16 protein-coding genes are annotated in these 16,062 nt (G+C 69.1%); 5 read left to right on the top strand and 11 right to left on the bottom strand.

Annotated features, from left to right (window positions below):
* The first annotated feature begins 72 nt into the window (after positions 1 to 72).
* Both RM1_RS18535 and RM1_RS18530 read left to right on the top strand, forming a co-directional pair.
* Positions 73 to 687, top strand: a complete 615-nt coding sequence (locus RM1_RS18535) for a TetR/AcrR family transcriptional regulator (protein WP_072753194.1) — start codon at positions 73 to 75, stop codon at positions 685 to 687.
* Positions 688 to 757: 70 nt separating this feature from the next.
* Entirely contained in the window at positions 758 to 1,540 is a 783-nt protein-coding gene (locus RM1_RS18530; RefSeq protein ID WP_072753193.1) for a thioesterase family protein, read from the top strand.
* A gap of 14 nt (positions 1,541 to 1,554) precedes the next feature.
* Here RM1_RS18530 and RM1_RS18525 read toward each other — a convergent pair whose 3' ends face one another.
* The 3 genes from RM1_RS18525 to RM1_RS18515 form a co-directional block, all read right to left on the bottom strand.
* Positions 1,555 to 2,430 (bottom strand): alpha/beta fold hydrolase, encoded by an 876-nt coding sequence (locus RM1_RS18525; protein WP_083576829.1) that lies wholly within the window; start codon positions 2,428 to 2,430, stop codon positions 1,555 to 1,557.
* Positions 2,431 to 2,521: 91 nt separating this feature from the next.
* Positions 2,522 to 4,171, bottom strand: a complete 1,650-nt coding sequence (locus tag RM1_RS18520; RefSeq protein WP_072753191.1) for an ABC transporter permease — start codon at positions 4,169 to 4,171, stop codon at positions 2,522 to 2,524.
* Positions 4,168 to 5,100 (bottom strand): ABC transporter ATP-binding protein, encoded by a 933-nt coding sequence (locus RM1_RS18515; RefSeq protein ID WP_083576823.1) that lies wholly within the window; start codon positions 5,098 to 5,100, stop codon positions 4,168 to 4,170. Before RM1_RS18515 ends, RM1_RS18520 begins: the two co-directional genes overlap by 4 nt.
* Before the next feature lie 83 nt (positions 5,101 to 5,183).
* On the opposite strand from RM1_RS18515, the gene RM1_RS18510 reads away from it, so the two are divergent.
* Positions 5,184 to 5,762, top strand: coding sequence for a TetR/AcrR family transcriptional regulator (locus RM1_RS18510; RefSeq protein ID WP_072753227.1), 579 nt, complete (start codon positions 5,184 to 5,186; stop codon positions 5,760 to 5,762).
* An 85-nt stretch (positions 5,763 to 5,847) separates the two neighbouring features.
* On the opposite strand, the gene RM1_RS18505 is transcribed toward RM1_RS18510, so the two are convergent.
* The 8 genes from RM1_RS18505 to RM1_RS18470 form a co-directional block, all read right to left on the bottom strand.
* Positions 5,848 to 6,402 (bottom strand): hypothetical protein, encoded by a 555-nt coding sequence (locus RM1_RS18505; protein WP_072753190.1) that lies wholly within the window; start codon positions 6,400 to 6,402, stop codon positions 5,848 to 5,850.
* 9 nt (positions 6,403 to 6,411) lie between these two features.
* Positions 6,412 to 7,281: a citryl-CoA lyase gene (locus RM1_RS18500; RefSeq protein WP_072753189.1), complete on the bottom strand. Its 870-nt coding sequence runs from the start codon at positions 7,279 to 7,281 to the stop codon at positions 6,412 to 6,414.
* Positions 7,278 to 8,528: a CaiB/BaiF CoA transferase family protein gene (locus RM1_RS18495; protein WP_072753188.1), complete on the bottom strand. Its 1,251-nt coding sequence runs from the start codon at positions 8,526 to 8,528 to the stop codon at positions 7,278 to 7,280. Before RM1_RS18495 ends, RM1_RS18500 begins: the two co-directional genes overlap by 4 nt.
* Positions 8,525 to 9,301 carry an IclR family transcriptional regulator gene (locus RM1_RS18490; RefSeq protein ID WP_072753187.1) on the bottom strand — a complete coding sequence of 259 codons (777 nt, stop codon included), beginning with the start codon at positions 9,299 to 9,301 and terminating at the stop codon, positions 8,525 to 8,527. The genes RM1_RS18495 and RM1_RS18490 overlap by 4 nt, the downstream gene beginning before the upstream one ends.
* A 77-nt stretch (positions 9,302 to 9,378) precedes the next feature.
* A complete protein-coding gene (locus tag RM1_RS18485) occupies positions 9,379 to 10,617 on the bottom strand; it encodes an FAD-dependent oxidoreductase (RefSeq protein ID WP_083576822.1) in 1,239 nt (412 codons plus the stop codon).
* A 152-nt stretch (positions 10,618 to 10,769) separates the two neighbouring features.
* Positions 10,770 to 12,056 carry an RNA polymerase sigma factor gene (locus RM1_RS18480; protein ID WP_072753186.1) on the bottom strand — a complete coding sequence of 429 codons (1,287 nt, stop codon included), beginning with the start codon at positions 12,054 to 12,056 and terminating at the stop codon, positions 10,770 to 10,772.
* A gap of 15 nt (positions 12,057 to 12,071) precedes the next feature.
* Positions 12,072 to 12,491: a YciI family protein gene (locus RM1_RS18475; RefSeq protein ID WP_072753185.1), complete on the bottom strand. Its 420-nt coding sequence runs from the start codon at positions 12,489 to 12,491 to the stop codon at positions 12,072 to 12,074.
* 127 nt (positions 12,492 to 12,618) lie between these two features.
* Positions 12,619 to 14,037: an MFS transporter gene (locus RM1_RS18470; RefSeq protein ID WP_245816448.1), complete on the bottom strand. Its 1,419-nt coding sequence runs from the start codon at positions 14,035 to 14,037 to the stop codon at positions 12,619 to 12,621.
* 132 nt (positions 14,038 to 14,169) lie between these two features.
* Here RM1_RS18470 and RM1_RS18465 point away from each other — a divergent pair, with 132 nt between their 5' ends.
* Both RM1_RS18465 and rsgA read left to right on the top strand, forming a co-directional pair.
* The gene (locus RM1_RS18465; protein ID WP_072753224.1) at positions 14,170 to 14,739 is read left to right on the top strand and encodes a helix-turn-helix domain-containing protein; all 570 of its coding nucleotides are present in this window, start codon (positions 14,170 to 14,172) and stop codon (positions 14,737 to 14,739) included.
* 265 nt (positions 14,740 to 15,004) lie between these two features.
* Positions 15,005 to 16,027 carry a ribosome small subunit-dependent GTPase A gene (gene rsgA, locus RM1_RS18460; RefSeq protein WP_072753184.1) on the top strand — a complete coding sequence of 341 codons (1,023 nt, stop codon included), beginning with the start codon at positions 15,005 to 15,007 and terminating at the stop codon, positions 16,025 to 16,027.
* Positions 16,028 to 16,062 lie beyond the last annotated feature (35 nt).

Genomic DNA, 16,062 nt, shown 5'->3' with positions numbered 1-16,062 from the left:
TGTATGATCACTTTGGTTGAATCCACCGCTGTTCGCGCCGCGGCCGGATGCGGTGCTGGTACCGTCCGCTCGGTGGCACGCAGACGTGGATGGGGCGGGAGTCCGCCGGCAGACGATGACGAGGCGGCTCGTCGAATCGTGTCCGCCGCGGTCGAATTGATCGGGCGGACCGGCGCGGAGGTCAGCATCGCCGACGTCGCGGAATCGCTCGGCGTCATCCGGCAGACGGTGTATCGGTACTTCCCCAACACGGATGCCCTCTTGCGCGCCGCGGCCATCGCCTCCGTCGGCGGGTTCCTCGACCGCCTGGCGCACCATCTGCAAGGGATCGAGGAGCCACGGGAAGCGGTCGTGGAGGCCGTGATCTACACGCTGAACGAGGCGCCCCGCATCCCCCACCTGGGGATCATGTTGTCCGGTTCGCATTCGCACACCGAGGGCATCACGTCCGACGAAGCCCTCGTCTTCGGCATGACGATGATCAGGCGATTCGACGTCGACTGGGACCGGCACGGATACGACGAGCCGGCGCTGCGTGAACTCGTCGAATACCAACTGCGGACGATGCAGTCGTTCTTCATCTCGCCCGGCAACCCGCCGCGGAGCGACGACGAGCTCCGGCGTTATCTGCATCGCTGGATGGGGACCGCCATCTCCGCTCAGACACGCTCGCCCACAGGCGATTAGCCGACCGCCCGCGCCAGTTCCCGGGCGCCGCATCTAGACTCATCGCGTATCCGGAGGGGGTTCGGTGACGATGGTCAGTTTCTTCACCAGACGTGGAGATCTACTCGTGGCGGAAGAGTTGGCGGTGAGCCACTGGACACCGACCCAGGTGGGTGGTCACGCCGTGTGCGGTCTGCTCGCCAGGAGCCTCGAAACGCACTGTCCCGCCGGGTTCGTCCCGGCCCGGATGACCGTTGACCTGTTCAGACCGGTCCTCAACGCCCCGATCGAGGTGCGCAGCGAGGTCGTCCGCCAGGGCACCCGGATCACCGTCGCGGACGCCTCCATCGTGCAGGACGACCAGGTGCGGGCACGTGCCTCGGCGGCGTTCCTGACCACCGGCCCGGAGCCCGCGGGCCGGATGTGGAGCCCGGAGGCCGACCTGCCGGTGCCGTCGGAGGGCAGCGTGTCCCCCTATGGTGCGCCACCGCTGTTCAAGAGCGGCGATCGCGAGTGGACGCACGACTTCGCGGCGAACCAGAATGCCGACCGCAAGACCTCGTGGCACAGCCTCCCTCCCCTCGTCGACGGCGAACCGATCTCGCCGTTCCAGCGGGCCGCGGTCCTCGGCGACACCACAAATCACGTCTGCCACTGGGGTTCCCACGGCGCCGGCTACATCAACACCGACATGACACTCACGCTGTCGAGACTCCCGGTCGGGTATGAACTGGGCCTCCGCGCCGACAACACCGTCACCTCTGAGGGCATCTCGATCGGGACCGCCACCCTCTACGACCGCACCGGACCGCTCGGCACGTGCGTCGTCACCGCGCTGTCCAACGGCCGTCGGCAGATCGACTTCGCCCGGTAGATCACGCGGCGACCTCACCGCTGGGCGAGGAACTCCAGGATGCGGGCGTTGACGGCCGCGGGCTGCTCGAGCTGGAGGAAGTGGCCTGCGCCTGCGATCAGGTGGGCCTCGCTGCCCGGCGGGAGACCGGCCCCCACCAGGGCAGCGAGCCGCGGATCCAGGCAGCCGTCGGTATCACCGTGGAGGTAGAGCATCGGGACCACCGGCAGCCGCATCTCGGCTCCGGCCCAGCGCCGGTAGCGCGCGGGGGGACGCGGGAACGGCCGGATGTTGTTCCGGTAGTAGCCGATCACGGCTTTACGGTGCGCCGGATCGGCGATCGCCTCCAGCACGGCCGGCAAGTCCTCGCTGGCGTCGTACCCGGGTGACCAGTCGGCCCACAACCGACGGACCAGCGGTTCCGCGGCGCGCTCGGGCAGGACCGGGAGCTGGTTGAACAGGATGTACCAACTGTTGCGCAGCTGCCGCGGGAGCACGCGCAGCGCGGCGGGCGTCCGCAGGGAAGCGAACGGCGGGACGGCGAGCGCCGCCACGGCGACGAAGGGGTTGTCGGGGTGGGCGGCAAGCGCGTTCGCGGTGATCGCCCCCCAGTCGTGTCCGACCAGCACCGCGTCGGACACGCCCCCGAGCCGGGCGTGGATGGCGACAGCGTCGTCCATCAGGGCGGCGATGTGGCCGCTACCGTCCTCCGACACCCCCGAGGGGGCGTAGCCGCGGGTGAACGGGGCGATCACCCGCCAACCCGCGTCGGCCAGCGCGGGCCCCAGGTACCGCCAGGTGTGCGCCGTGTCCGGGAAGCCGTGCAGCAGTAGCGCCAGCCGGCCGGTCGCGGGCCCCCAGGTCAGGGCCCGCAACCGGACCTCGTCCAGGTCAAGGGTGATCTCACGCATACCGACCATCCTGACCCATCCGCTACCCCGTCAGCGGGTCAAATGCATCCAAGTCCAGGCCCGCCATGGCCGCGTAACGAAGTCACAGAGCTCACACCACCGACGACACCTCTCTCCTGCCTCCTCCGAATCCGGCGCGGCGCAGTGCATACCGCAGCGGATGCACCGACCCGCCGGGAATGTCCCTGTGGCCCAGACCCGTCGCCGCCAGAACGGCGAACCCGAGCGCGAGCACAGACGTGATGAGCACCGCCCACATGTGCACCGGCTCCCCGGGGACCCGTCCCACCCAGGTCAGCGGTGAGAGATCGCGCATCCAGTCCGGCATCTGGAGGGCATCCGCGAGAGTCGCGACGACGGCGATGACGACGAATACCAGCCAGCCGGTTCCGAGTAGGCGCGGGCTGATGCAGTAGGCCGCCAGCGCGAGCGCGGGCACAGCGCACATCGCAGGCAGGTACGCGAGCGTCGCCGCGGCGAAGCGAGGCACCGCGGCTGGCTCGCCGACGGCGAGCGCGTCGCTGATGCCGAGCGCAAGGCCACCGGACAGCGCGACGGCGGTCATGCCGCCCGCCACGGCAAGGCAGTGCGCGGCGAGCCATCGGTTCCGTGCCGTCCCGGCCCCCATCACCATCTCGAGTCTGCCGTCCCGTTCCTCCTCCGCGATCCGGCCGACACTCTGCAGCCCGAAGCCGAGACCGATCAGAGCCAACAAGGTCACCACGTATGCGAGGTACCCGTCCAGGTCGGTGCCGCCACCACCGAACGCCTCCCGAAACGTCTCACTGTCCGCCATCATCGTTCGGAGCGCGTCTGCCAGCGAGCCGAACGAGGCGCCCACCAGCGCGCTGATGACGCACCATGAAACAGTGGCCGCTCTGTGCTGGCGGGCGGCGAACCCATAGGGGCCGAGCAGTCTCGGTGCGGCCCCGGTGCGGCCGGGCCGGGAGGCGAACAGGCCCTGCCCGAGGTCGCGTCGGTCCGCAGCCCAGAGTGCGGCGGTCACGGCTAGCGCCACGAAGCCGATCGATACCAGAGTCGGCCACCACCTCGCGTCGGCGAACGGCCGGCTCTGCTCTGCCCACCCGATCGGCGAGAGCCACACCACCAGGTTGTCCCTGACGTCCCCGACCCCTCGGGCAAGGAACCCGAATACCAGCGCGCCGAGTCCGATCGCCGTGACCGCGCGCGGGGTGGCGACCACCTGCGCCCCCAATAGCGCGAGCGCGGCAAAGCACCCTCCGAGCAACGCCGACGACACCGGGTACAGCACGACGCCCGGCCACCCGATGCCGAGGAGCGCCAGTGTCCCTGCCATCGAGGCGGCGACCAGCGCGAGACCGCCGGACACCAGCGTCATTGCCGAACCGCTCGTCGCCAGCCGCCCGATCCTCGCGGCACGCAGCAGCTCCATGCGTCCCGACTGCTCCTCTGCGCGAGTCATGGAAACCACGAGGTGAATCCCCATCAGCGGGAATGCAATTGCACTGACGAAACCGAACTCGTATGCGATCACGCCGCCGATGTTGGTCACCCCGTACGGTGTGCCATTGATCATCTCCATGGCACTACCTGCCTCAGTCGCCGCAGCGTAGGCCGCCAGCTCTTCCGGTGTGCTGTAAAGGCTGTCGATCGACCACGCGGTGGCGGCGAAGGCGGCCGCGAGCCCGAGGGCCCAGGCGAGGATCACGCGGCGATTGCTGCGCCAGTGGATCGCAAGCAGCCTGCGGTAGCCGTTCATCCACGCACCACCGCAGGCTCGGCGGATTCGTCGTAGCTGCGCAGGAACATCTCGTCGAGGCTGGGCGGGGTCGCCGTGATCGAGCGCAGGCCGACAGTGGTCAATACGCCCATCGCCTCCCGGACATCGTCCGCATCGACATGGAACGACACCGCGAACCGCTCGCCTGCCCGCTCGACGTGTACCGCCGTCACCCCCGCGGCATCGGAGAGCCCCGCCGGTGCCGCATCGGTCACCGCACGCACACGGGTGGCGGCGCGACGGCGCATGTCCTCGAGGGTGCCGCAAGAGACCGTTCGCCCACGGCGGATGATGCTCACCCGGTCGGCCAGCGCCTCCACCTCCGCCAGGATGTGACTCGACAACAGCACGGTGGCGCCATCGTGTGCCCGTTCCCGCACCACGTCCTGGAACACCTGCTCCATCAAGGGATCCAACCCGGAGGTCGGCTCATCGAGGATCAGCAGTTCGCTGCGGGTGGCAAGGGCCGCCACCAACGCGACCTTCTGACGGTTCCCCTTCGAATAGTCCCGGCTCCGCTTCCCTGGGTCGAGCTCGAAACGCTCGATCAACTCCACCCGACGTCGCGGGTCAAAGCCCCCGTGTACCGAAGCCAGCACGTCCAGGCACTCACCGCCGGTAAGCGCCGGCCACAGCGACACGTCACCTGGGACATAGGCGAGCCGATCGTGCAGCGCGACCGCATCGGTCCACGGGTCGCGCCCGAACAGGCGCGCAGTGCCACCGCTTGAGCGCACCAGCCCCAGCAGGATCCGAATGGTGGTCGACTTCCCGGCGCCATTGGGACCGAGGAACCCGTGTACCTCACCCCGCGCGACCGACAGGTCCAGACCCGACAGCGCCACGAACTCCCCGAACCGCTTCGACAACGCCGCCGCCTCGATGACCATTTCCCGTTCCGATTCCATCACCCCTCCTCCAACCATCGGTGTGTACTACTAGTACACACCGATGATATGCACCCCCGCGCGTGAATCGCTACTATTCGACTGTGCCCCTACCGCGATTCACCCGCCTGCCGGCCGAGGAACGACGACAGATCCTCGAAGTCGCGCAGCACGCCTTTGCCACCGATGGCACCGAACACGCTTCGTACAACCAGATCATCGCGGCGGCGGGCATCTCGAAATCGTCCGCGTACAACTACTTCGACGGCCGCGACGACCTTCTCCACACGGTGCTCGACGACATCGCGGTGCGCCTCGCGGCAGCCCTGGGGCCGTGGCGGCGGATCGACGACCACGACGAATTCTGGGCTGCGATACATGCCGCCGGGACGGCTCTCGGTGCGCATCTGGCCGAGCACCCCGACGATCTCGCCCTGATCGACCCCGCCTTCCTGCTCCGCGAGCAGGGCACGTTCGCGGGCTGGGTCGCCGACGTCGTCGACAACGGAGTCGCGAACGGAATCGTCACAGCCGACTGCGATCGCGACCTGCTCGTCGCCGCGACCGCCGCCGTCATCCGTGCGGGTGACGCCTGGGCCGCGGACCAATTGCGCGCTGGCCGCTCCCCTGACCAGGAACAGCCGTGGTCGCTGGTCCGAAACCTGTGGGGTGCGCGGGCCTGAGAGCGCTTGCGCAACAGAGAGCCACGCGATCATCACGTGGGATGCGCACTACCCACCCGCGCACTTCCAGCGGGCGGTTGCGGCGTCAGGAACCGGGTGACCCCCACACCAATGTCTCGCCGTTCACGCGAACACTTCCGAAGAACCGGTGCCCGACGTCCGCATCACCGCGGTTGTAGCCGTCCATGATGTCGGCGAGCTCGTCGGCGAGCGCCCGCAGGGCCGGGCTGACGGTCTCGATGCCGTCCTCGGACACCCACCCCCAGTCCCGGGGGACGTCGTCGATCGTGATGACAACGCCGGCATCGTGCGGAGTCTCGACGAGGTAGGTGATCCCGGGAGGGGCATCGCGTATCGGATCATGCACGGCCGGCTGCCCCGGCACTGTGGCGGCCGTGAAGTCCACCCGCGCGAACGCGATGTCGTCGCGGATCGCGTCCGCGATGTGCGAGAGACCCGCGTGCCGGCCGACTCGATCGTGCCGCGCACCGTGGGCAGGGTCACCGGAGCCGTCCCTGGCTGACCTCTTCAGGATCCGATCGAGCATCCGCTGCGCCGTTGCCCGCTCACCGGCGCCGGTTCGTGGATGCTCGATCAACGTTCGCAGGCGCGTGATTCGAACGCTTGAGTTTCCGGCCACCCACCCAGGCTAGCCAGCGGTGTGCTCAGCATTCTCGCCGCGGGGCACCGCCCGTTCACCAGGTCCGACATAGGCGGCGAGCAACGGCGGCGGCATCGGCCCCTTGATGCGGTGGCCTCCCACGCGTTCTTCCCATGAGTGCGCGAGTATCCCGACCGATCGGGACAGGATGAACAGGCCGCGGGCCAACTCGGGCGCGAAACCGAGCTCCGCGTAGATGACCGCGGTGGCCCCGTCGATGTTCATCGGCACCGGGCGCGTATGCCCCTCCGCGAGTTGACGTTCGATCTCCTCGGCGACGGCCAGATGCGCCCCTGACACCGTGCCGAGGTCGACGTGATTCCGCACCGCGGCGAGCAGGGGGTCGCGCCGGGGGTCGCGTGGATGGAAGCGGTGTCCGAAGCCGGGCACGTACCGGCGATCGCCGGCGAACTCGTCGAGGGTACGCCGCACGACCCACGTCAGGTCGTCACCCGCGAGGGTGGCCCGGCGGATCCCGTCGAGGACCTCCACGCATTGCTGGCCTGCGCCGCCGTGGTCGTCGCCGAGCAGGCCCACACCCGCGGAGATGGCGCCGTGCAAGCCGACACCACAGGTCGCGGCCATGCGGGCCGCCGCGATCGACGGCGCCTGCGGCCCATGGTCGACCGCGGACACCAGTGCCTTCTCGAGCAGCGACGCCTGCGCACGCGTCGGCAGGTCGCCCCGCACCATGAGCCAGATCATGTCGACGAATCCGACCCCGTCGATGAGCTGCTCGATGGGATACCCGCGCATCCGGATGACGCCCGGTTCGATGTCGCTGACCGCGGTGGACCACCAGTCGACGACATCGCGGCTGCTGGTGCGGGACAGCGCGTCCTCCCGCGCGTTACTCATATCGCGTGATCCCCACGGAGACTGTCGATCTCGGACCGAGAATAGCCGACCTCGGCAAGGATCTCGTCGGTGTGCTCACCCAGTCTCGGTGCGGGCGACGAGGGCGACACCGCGTGTCCGTCGACATGGGTGGGAAGCCCGAGGACCTGCACGGTGCCGCCACACGCGGCCGGGGACTCGACGGTGGCCACCAGGCCGCGACCGGCGACCTGATCGGAGCGCAGGGCCCGAGGTACCGACACCACCGGGGCCGCCGGGACACCGCCGCCAAGGAAGATCTCGTCCCATTCCGTTGCGGTCTTGGCCTTGAGGGAGGTTTCGAGCTCCTCGCGCAGAACGTCCCTGTTGAGTTTGCGGTCTTCGCGGGTGGCGAAGCGCGGATCCTCGACGAGTTCGGGGCGCTCGAGGATCTGGCACAGGGTCTCGAACTGTTCCTGCTTGTTGGCGGCGATGTTGAGGGCGCCGTCGGCGGTGCGGAAGGTACCGGACGGCGCCGAGGTGATGTTCTCGTTCCCCATGGGAGTCGGTTCTCGGCCGGCGATGAGATGGTCGGAGACCACCCATCCCATCGAGGTGAGGGCGGCGTCGAGCATCGAGGTGTCGAGGTAGGCGCCCTGCCCGGTGCGCTGCTGACGTACCAGCGCCGAGGACACGGCGAAGGCCGCCGCGAGCCCACCGAAGCTGTCGCACACCGGATAGCCGACCCGCAGCGGCGCGGTGTCGCGGGTGCCGGTGACCGACATGATCCCGGACAGCCCCTGGACGACCTGGTCATAGGCGGGCCTGGTCCGCATGGGCCCGTCGGCGCCGAATCCGGAAACGGCGCAGTACACGAGGCGCGGATTGATGGAATGCAGTCGTTCCCAACCGAATCCGAGTCGTTCGAGTACACCGGGGCGGAAGTTCTCGAGCAGGACGTCCGCGCCGGTCACCAGTTGCTCGAACACCTCCTTGCCGCCTGCGGTCTTGAGGTTGACCGTGACAGAACGCTTTCCGGAGTTCTGTGCCAGGAAGGACGTCCCGAGAAGCTCGCCGCTCAGCTCGGCGCTGTCGCCTAGCTGGCGGGCGAGATCACCGGTTCCTGGTGTCTCGATCTTGATGACGTCGGCGCCCATGAGCGCGAGTTGATACCCGGCGAAGGGGCCCGCGAGGACGTTCGTCATGTCCAGGACGCGGGTGCCGGCGAGCAGTCCGGCGCTCGCGTCCGAGCCCCCGCCCCCGATGTCGTGTTCGTGCACTTCGTTCATAGGAACGCCTCCACACTTCCCAGACCGATGCTGCTGATCTCTGCCGCGGATTCGGTGACCGCATCGACGTAGCGGTCCACCCGGTCGGCGGTGAATCGAGAGGTGGGACCGCCGATGGACAGCGCCGCCAGCACGCGTCCGTCGGCGGACAGGATGGGTGCCGCGACGGCCGACGCGCCGAGTTCGCGTTCGCCGTGGGTCACCGCGTATCCCGCCCGGCTGATGCCGAGCACCTCGCGGCGAAGCGAGTCGACGTCGAGGTCCGTGCGGCACTCGACGAGTTGGCGCAGGACCGACTCGGGCGCCCCGCCGAGGAGGATCTTCGCCGCGGCGCCGGTTTCGAGGGGGTACGGGACGCCGGTCTTCACCACGCTGCGCACGGTGGCGGTTCCTTCGACCTGCGCGATCGAGATCCGGCTGAGGTCCTGACGGATGTACACGTTGACCGTTTCGCCGCAGGTGTCGACCAGGCGGGTCATGACGCGTCGCGCGTCCGCTCCGACCTCCCACAACGACCGTGCGAGATCGACCCAGCGAAGGAACCCCGCGCCCAGGCTGTAGGTGGAGTCGCGTTGATCGACGATCAGTCCGAGCGCGTCCAGGGTGGCCAGTACCCGCACCACGGTGGTCTTCGGCAGGTCGGTCAGCGCGACGATCTCGCGCAGCGTGCGACGGGGGTGGTCGACGTCGAACAACTGGAGCACGTCGACTGCCCGGGCGATGCTGCGCACCCCGCCGTCCACCTTGCCCGCCGCCAGTCCCGCTTCGGCCATCACCTCACACTAGACCGCTAGCCGGTTTTGCAGAACCATTCTGCGGTTCAAAGGCTGTCACCGCATGCGCGACGCGGTCACTCCGCGACGGGCGCGCTCGCGTACTCCGGGAGGCTGTAAATCTCGGTCTTGGTCATCGCCTTGGCCATGACGGGCTGCAGCAGGCGGGACATCATCAGCTTGCTGACCACCCGTCCGGCGCGAATCCCCAAACGGGACTTGGGCGTCATCGACCGCAGGCCTCCCGGCGGCAGTTTCTGGGCCTCGGCCACGAACGGCCGCAGGATCTCCTCGTAGCGAGCCAGCGCCCCGGCGGGGTCATCCGGGGTGGCTGCGAGTTCCCCGGCCAGCACGTAGGCACCGACCAGCGCCATCGCGGTGCCCTGACCCGACAGCGGTGAACCGCAGTAGCCGGCGTCGCCGAGCAGCGTCACGCGCCCCTTCGACCAGGAGGGCATGTCGATCCGGGCCAGCTCGTCGAAGTAGAAGTCCGGCGTGACGGCCATGGCATCGAGAATGGCCGGTGCTTCCCAGCCGGCACCGGCGAGACGCTCGCGGATCAGCCGTTGCTGGGCATCCGTGTCGCGGCGCAGCGCTGGATCCGCCGGCATCCGAATCATGACAACGGCTTTCGACGTCGCGGGGTCGAAATCGGCACGAAGACCGACATTGCTGGCACCGGGCACCGAGTGCATGGCGAACCAGTGCGGATCGATACCGGCCGGGGTCGGCACCGTGAAGAACGACATGTAGCCGTCGAGGTAGGTCGCGAACTGATCCTCGTCCCCGAACACCATCCGACGGGTCGCCGAGTGCACGCCATCGGCACCGACAACCAGGTCGAACCGCGCGTCGCCGCCGGAGGCGAACGTGACCTCCACTCCGCTCGCGTCCTGCCGCAGCCCCTCCACCCACTCGCCATAGCGGTAGTCCAACCCGCCGCCCGCGGCGTCGATCGCGTCCAACAGCACCTGGTTCAGGTCGCCGCGGGTGATCTCGATGTCCGCGACAACGCCATTGCCGCCGAACATCTCCGCGGGCATCCGCAGCAACTCACGGCCGTCGTCGCCGACGAAGACCATGCCTCGCTCGTCGAGCTGATGGTCACGGATGCCCGGCACCAGGCCCATCCGTTCGGCGACCTCCCGGCTCGGGCCGCGAAGGTCGACGGCCTGGCCCCCCGGCCGAGGGACGGGCGCGCGTTCGACGACGGTCACGCGGAAGCCGGCGCGCGTCAACTGCAGCGCCACGGCATTTCCGGCGATGCCTCCACCACAGATCAGTACGGACAGAGGTACTCGACTGGTGCTCGTCACATCGTGCGAACCTACCGGACCGCAGGCGCGACTGCAGCCGATGGACGGAAGCAGCCGACGAGCGATTCATGTTGTCGGCGTGGAGGTTCCGGGCACAATCACGACAATCCGGACCAACCCGGACATGTCCGGCACCACTCTCGTCCATGTCGTCAGCCGAGCTCGGCGAGCTTACGTTCCAACACCGCGCGCTCGCGCTCGTTGCCGCACAGCCGAATGGCGAGCTCCAGCTCGGCGCGCGCCTTGTCGGTCCGTCCCAGGCGGGTGAGCAACTCCCCGCGCACGGTCGGCAGCAGGTGCGAGTTCGACAGCGCCCCGGCCGCCACCAGCTCGTCCACGATCGGCAGCGCCGCGGCAGGCCCCTGGGCCATGGAAACCGCCACCGCGCGGTTGAGCTCGACCACCGGCGACGGCGCGAGCCGGCCCAGCGCCTCGTAGATGAGTACGATCCGCCCCCAGTCCGTCGCGTCGACAGACGTTGCGACGGCGTGACATTCGGCGATCGCCGCCTGCAGGCCATAGGCACCGAGGCCCCGTCCGGCCCGCTCGGCGCGGGCCAGGGCGGCGCGTCCCCTACGGATCGCGGCGCGGTCCCAGCGGCGGCGGTCCTGGTGTTCGAGCAGCACCGGTTCGCCGTCCGACCCGGTGCGGGCGGGGAAGCGCGCCGCGGTCAGCTCGAGCAGCGCCAACAGGCCGTGGGCCTCCGGCTCGTTCGGCACCAACCGGGCCAGCACCCGGGCGAGCCGCTGCGCCTCGCTCGCGAGGTCGAACCTGATCAGTTCGCCACCGGAGCTGGCCGAGGAACCCTCCGTGAAAATCAGATAGACCACGCTGAGCACCGAGCCGAGCCGCTCGGCACGCTCCTGCGCCGTCGGCACCTCGAACGGCACCCTGGCCGCAGCCAGTGTCTTCTTCGCCCTGGTGATCCGGGCCTGCACGGTCGCGGTCGGGACAAGAAACGCCCTGGCTATCTCGTCGCTGGTCAGACCGCCGACCACCCGCAGGGTGAGCGCCACCCTCGCCTCTCGGGACAGCACGGGGTGGCAGGAGATGAACATCAACGCGAGCACGTCGTCGTCGATCTGGTCCGGATCCCACAGCACGTCCTCGGTGTCCCGGGCCGGATCGACCGGCGCGCTCCCCGAGACGGCGCCACCCTCGCCCAGGTCGTGGGCGAGGGCGGCATACCGCTCGTCGAGGGCGGAGCGCCGACGGAACGCGTCGATCGCGCGGCGACGGCCGACTGTGAGCAGCCACCCCGCGGGGTTGCGGGGTTCGCCGTCGCGCGGCCAGGTCACGAGCGCCTCGGCCAGCGCCTCCTGGGCGAGATCCTCGGCCAGCGCGAAGTCGCCGGTGTACCGCGCGAGCGCGCCGACGATCCGCGCGGATTCGATCCGCCAGACGGCGGCGACGGCCTCACGGCCGGTGGGATCTGCCATCGCCCGTCGATCCGCTCAGAGCTGGCCGGTGGCCTCACGCCACGCCCGCTCCTTCTGGATCCACTCGTTTTCCTGTGGGAACTCGTCGATCGTGGGGACCCGGCGAATCTCGGTCTTGAAGCCGGGGCCGGTGATCGGCGACCGCTTCGCCCACTCGATGGCCTCCTCCTTCGACGCCACGTTGAGGATGTAGAAGCCGCCGAACAGCTCCTTGGTCTCGCCGTACGGACCATCGGTGACGACGGGCTGCTCGGACGAGTGGTCGACGACCACGCCCTCGGCAGCGTCGTCGAGTCCTTCCGCGGCGAGCAGCACCCCGGCCCTGATCATCTCGTCGTTGTACCGGCCGACGGTCTCGAGCATCTCGTTGAAGTCGGTGTTCATCATTCCCGCGAAGGCCTCGTCGGTGGCTCGCATGACCAGCATGTACTTCATCGTTGTCTCCCTCGGTGTCCAGGTCCTTCTCGGACCCTCTCATCCATAGGTCGAACGGGGAAGGTCGTGGATCGACACCGTCATGAATTTTCTTCGCAGCGATCCCGCTCGGGCGCCGCGAAGGCGATCAACTCGACTTCCCCGCGGTCGGCGACACGCGGGCGACGAGGAGTACCAGCAGTCCGCAGCAGGCGACGAGCATCCAGCCGGGGCGGGAGGCGTGCGCGAGGTCGGCGGGGGCGGTGGTGGCGACGATGCCGCCCGCGAGAGCAACGCCGAGGGCGGCCCCGAATTGGCGCGCGGTGGAGGTCAATCCGCCCGCAACTCCCGAACGGTCGGCAGGCAATCCGTTGACCGCGGTGTTGGTGATCGGTGCGTTCGAGAAGCCGAAGCCGATGCCGAGCAGCAGGTAGGCCAGCAGCAACACCAGGAGGCTGGTGTCGTCGTCCAATGCCACCAGGCACAGGCCGCCGAGGGTGGTGAAGGTACCGGCGATCAGCAGGGGCCGCCGCGGACCGACCCGTCCTACAAGGATCCCCGAGAGCGGCGCGCAGACCGTGGCACCGAGGGCCATCGGAAGGGTGACGGCACCGGCGGCGAGGGCGCTCATCCCTCGCCCATCCTGCAGGTAGAGCGTGCCGAGCAGCAGGGTCGCGTTCAGCGCCACGAACACCACCACGGCGCCGATGACGGCCCCGGTGAACGGCTTTCGTCGGAACAGTTGCGGATCCATGAGGGGTTCGGGTCGCCGGGACTCGGTCCACACGAATCCTGCCGTGGCGGCGGCGACCACCGCGTATCCGATCAGCGCGAGCGGGGAAACCCATCCGATTCGCGGACCTTCGATCAGCATCGCCACCGCACCGCCGACCATGAGGACCAACAGCAGCTGACCGGGCACGTCGAGCCTTCTCGGCCGTTGGCCTCTCGATTCCGGAACGAACAATGCGGTCAAGAGCAGGACGGCAACGACCACCGGCACGTTGATCCAGAACACCGATCGCCAGCCGAGGCTCTCGACGAGCGCGCCACCGGTCACGGGACCAGCGGCCATGCTGACGCCGAAGACCGCCGCCCACACACCGATCGCCCTGGCCCGCTCCCTGGGGTCGGTGATCACGTTGACCACGATCGCCAGCGCCACCGGGCTGAGCATCGACCCGCCGATGCCCTGCACGACCCGGGCGCCGATCAGGACACCAACGGAGGGCGCCAGCGCGCATGCGGCGGACGCGGCACCGAACACGAGCAGCCCGAGCTGGAAGACCCGTCGCCGCCCGACCCGATCGGCCACCGCACCGGAGGAGATCAGCAGGCTCGCCAGGACCAGCGTGTAGGCGTTGACCGTCCACTCGAGGCCGCGAGTGCCGACGTCCAGATCCTGTCCGATCGCAGGCAGGGCCACGTTGACCATGGTCGTGTCCAAGCCGACCACGAACAGGCTCAGGCAGCAGATCGCCAGCACGATCCAGCCCCGTCTGGAACTGGGCGCAGGGCCGACCGGGCTGGGCGGGGCGGTGGTGCTGATTCCAGGCTGAGATTGCACGCGCATTCCTCCGGTCGGTCAACCGGACCGGGCGCGGGACTCCGTCGCTCCGATCCCCATTCGTCGAGGGGATCGTCGCAGTCGATCACACGAACCGGGTAGAAGATTTGCGAAGACTGCAAAATGGCCGGCATGGACACCGAACTCGAGCAAATGCTCGCCGACATCGGGCCACGCCTGCGCTCGCTTCGCCGCGATCGCGGTATGACCCTCGAGGAACTCGCCGCCGCATCCGGCATCTCCATCAGCGCGCTGTCACGGCTCGAATCCGGCAAGCGGCGCCCCACCCTGGATCTCCTCGTGCCCCTGTGCCGGGTTCATCGGGTGGCCCTCGACCAGCTCGTCGGCGCTCCCGCGACCGGCGATCCGCGCGTCCACCTCACACCGCAACGACGCCGCAACGGCAGCGTCGTCATCGCACTGACCCACTACCCGGGCCGGGTGCAGGTCTTCAAACAGGTGATCGGGCCGCGCACACCGAAACTCGTCACCCACGCCGGATACGAGTGGCTCTATGTCCTGGCGGGAGACCTGCGCCTGATCCTCGGCGAACGTGAGGTGGTCCTGCGCCCCGGGGAGGTGGCCGAGTTCGACACCGGCGAGCCGCACTGGTTCGGCCCGGCAGGCGATCACCCGGTCGAGATCCTCCACCTGTTCGGACCGCAAGGCGAGCGGGCCGACGTACGCGCACACCTGAAATAGCGAACAGCGCATGAAGACCGGGCTGATCACGTCGATGCTCGAACAGCGAGGCGGCCGGGCGGCCGGAAATTCGGTTGCGGCAGGCCGGTCGCCTCCTGCAACATCGGTGGTGTCCCGATCCGACAGTCGATTCCAGGGAGGCGAACCTCATGGCCGTCTGGCCGTTCGGCGCTGCGCGCGCCGTCTCGCTCCCCTGCCCTCCCGCCTGACCGAGGCCCCCACGTGACGTGACCCGGTCGGCGCCCCGTCGAAGGATCACCCCACCATGTCCAATCCCCATGACCTCGTCCGCTTCGGCTGGAACGAGTCGGTCTCCCATGCCTTCAGCACCCTCGATCTCGAGCATTGCGAACCGGGCCGCATCGTCCGTGTCGACCGCGGCGAATGCGACGTCGTCACCGCATCCGGGCAGATTCGTGCACACACCGGCGCCCACTCGGTCTGCACCGGCGACTGGGTCACCGTCCGAGACTCGGCCGTCACAGACGTTCTGCCCCGACGCAGCGCGATCGTGCGCGCCTCGGCGTCGATCCGCTCCGAGAGTCAGGTGCTCGCCGCCAACGTGGACACCGTCGTCATCGCGGCGGCGCTCGACACCGACGTCGACCTCGGCCGCATCGAACGCTTCCTCGCCCTCGCCTGGGAGAGCGGGGCGATGCCGGTGGTCGTGCTGACGAAAGCCGATGCGACCCTGGATGTCTCCCACACCCTCGCCGACGTCGCGGCGATCGCGCCGGGCGCAACGGTGCTCGCGGTCAGCGCCAGGACCGGGGACGGCCTCGACGTTCTGGTCGCGGCGGTCGACGGCACCGTCGCGCTCGTCGGGCAGTCCGGCGCGGGCAAGTCGACGCTGGCGAACGCGCTTCTCGGCGAGGACCTGTTCGCGACCGGCCAGGTCAGGGGAGGCGACCACAAGGGCCGTCACGTCACCGCGCACCGCGAGCTGGTGCCGCTGCCCGGCGGCGGCACCCTCATCGACACGCCTGGGCTTCGCGGTGTCGGGTTGTGGGACGCGGCCGACGGAATCGGCCGGGCCTTCAGCGAGATCGACGTCCTCGCCGAGCAATGCCGGTTCGGTGACTGCAACCACGCCGCCGAACCGGGCTGCGCTGTACGCGAGGCCGTGGAGCGCGATGAGCTGCCGCAGCGCCGACTCGACAGCTACCGCAAGCTGCAACGCGAGAACGAGTGGATGGCCGCGCGCACCGATGCGCGCCTGCAGGCCGAACGGACACGCCAGGTCAAGGTGTTGTCGCGCTCGCTCAAGGAGCATTACCGCAACCGGTAGGTCGGCGCGGCACTCGGCCGTCGAGCAGGTGCGGG

It is taken from the genome of Rhodococcus maanshanensis NBRC 100610 (genome assembly GCF_001894865.1).
GTDB lineage: Bacteria > Actinomycetota > Actinomycetes > Mycobacteriales > Mycobacteriaceae > Rhodococcus_G > Rhodococcus_G maanshanensis.
The sequence above is the reverse complement of the archived record's forward strand: the minus strand, read 5'-3'. Positions and strand labels throughout refer to the sequence as shown.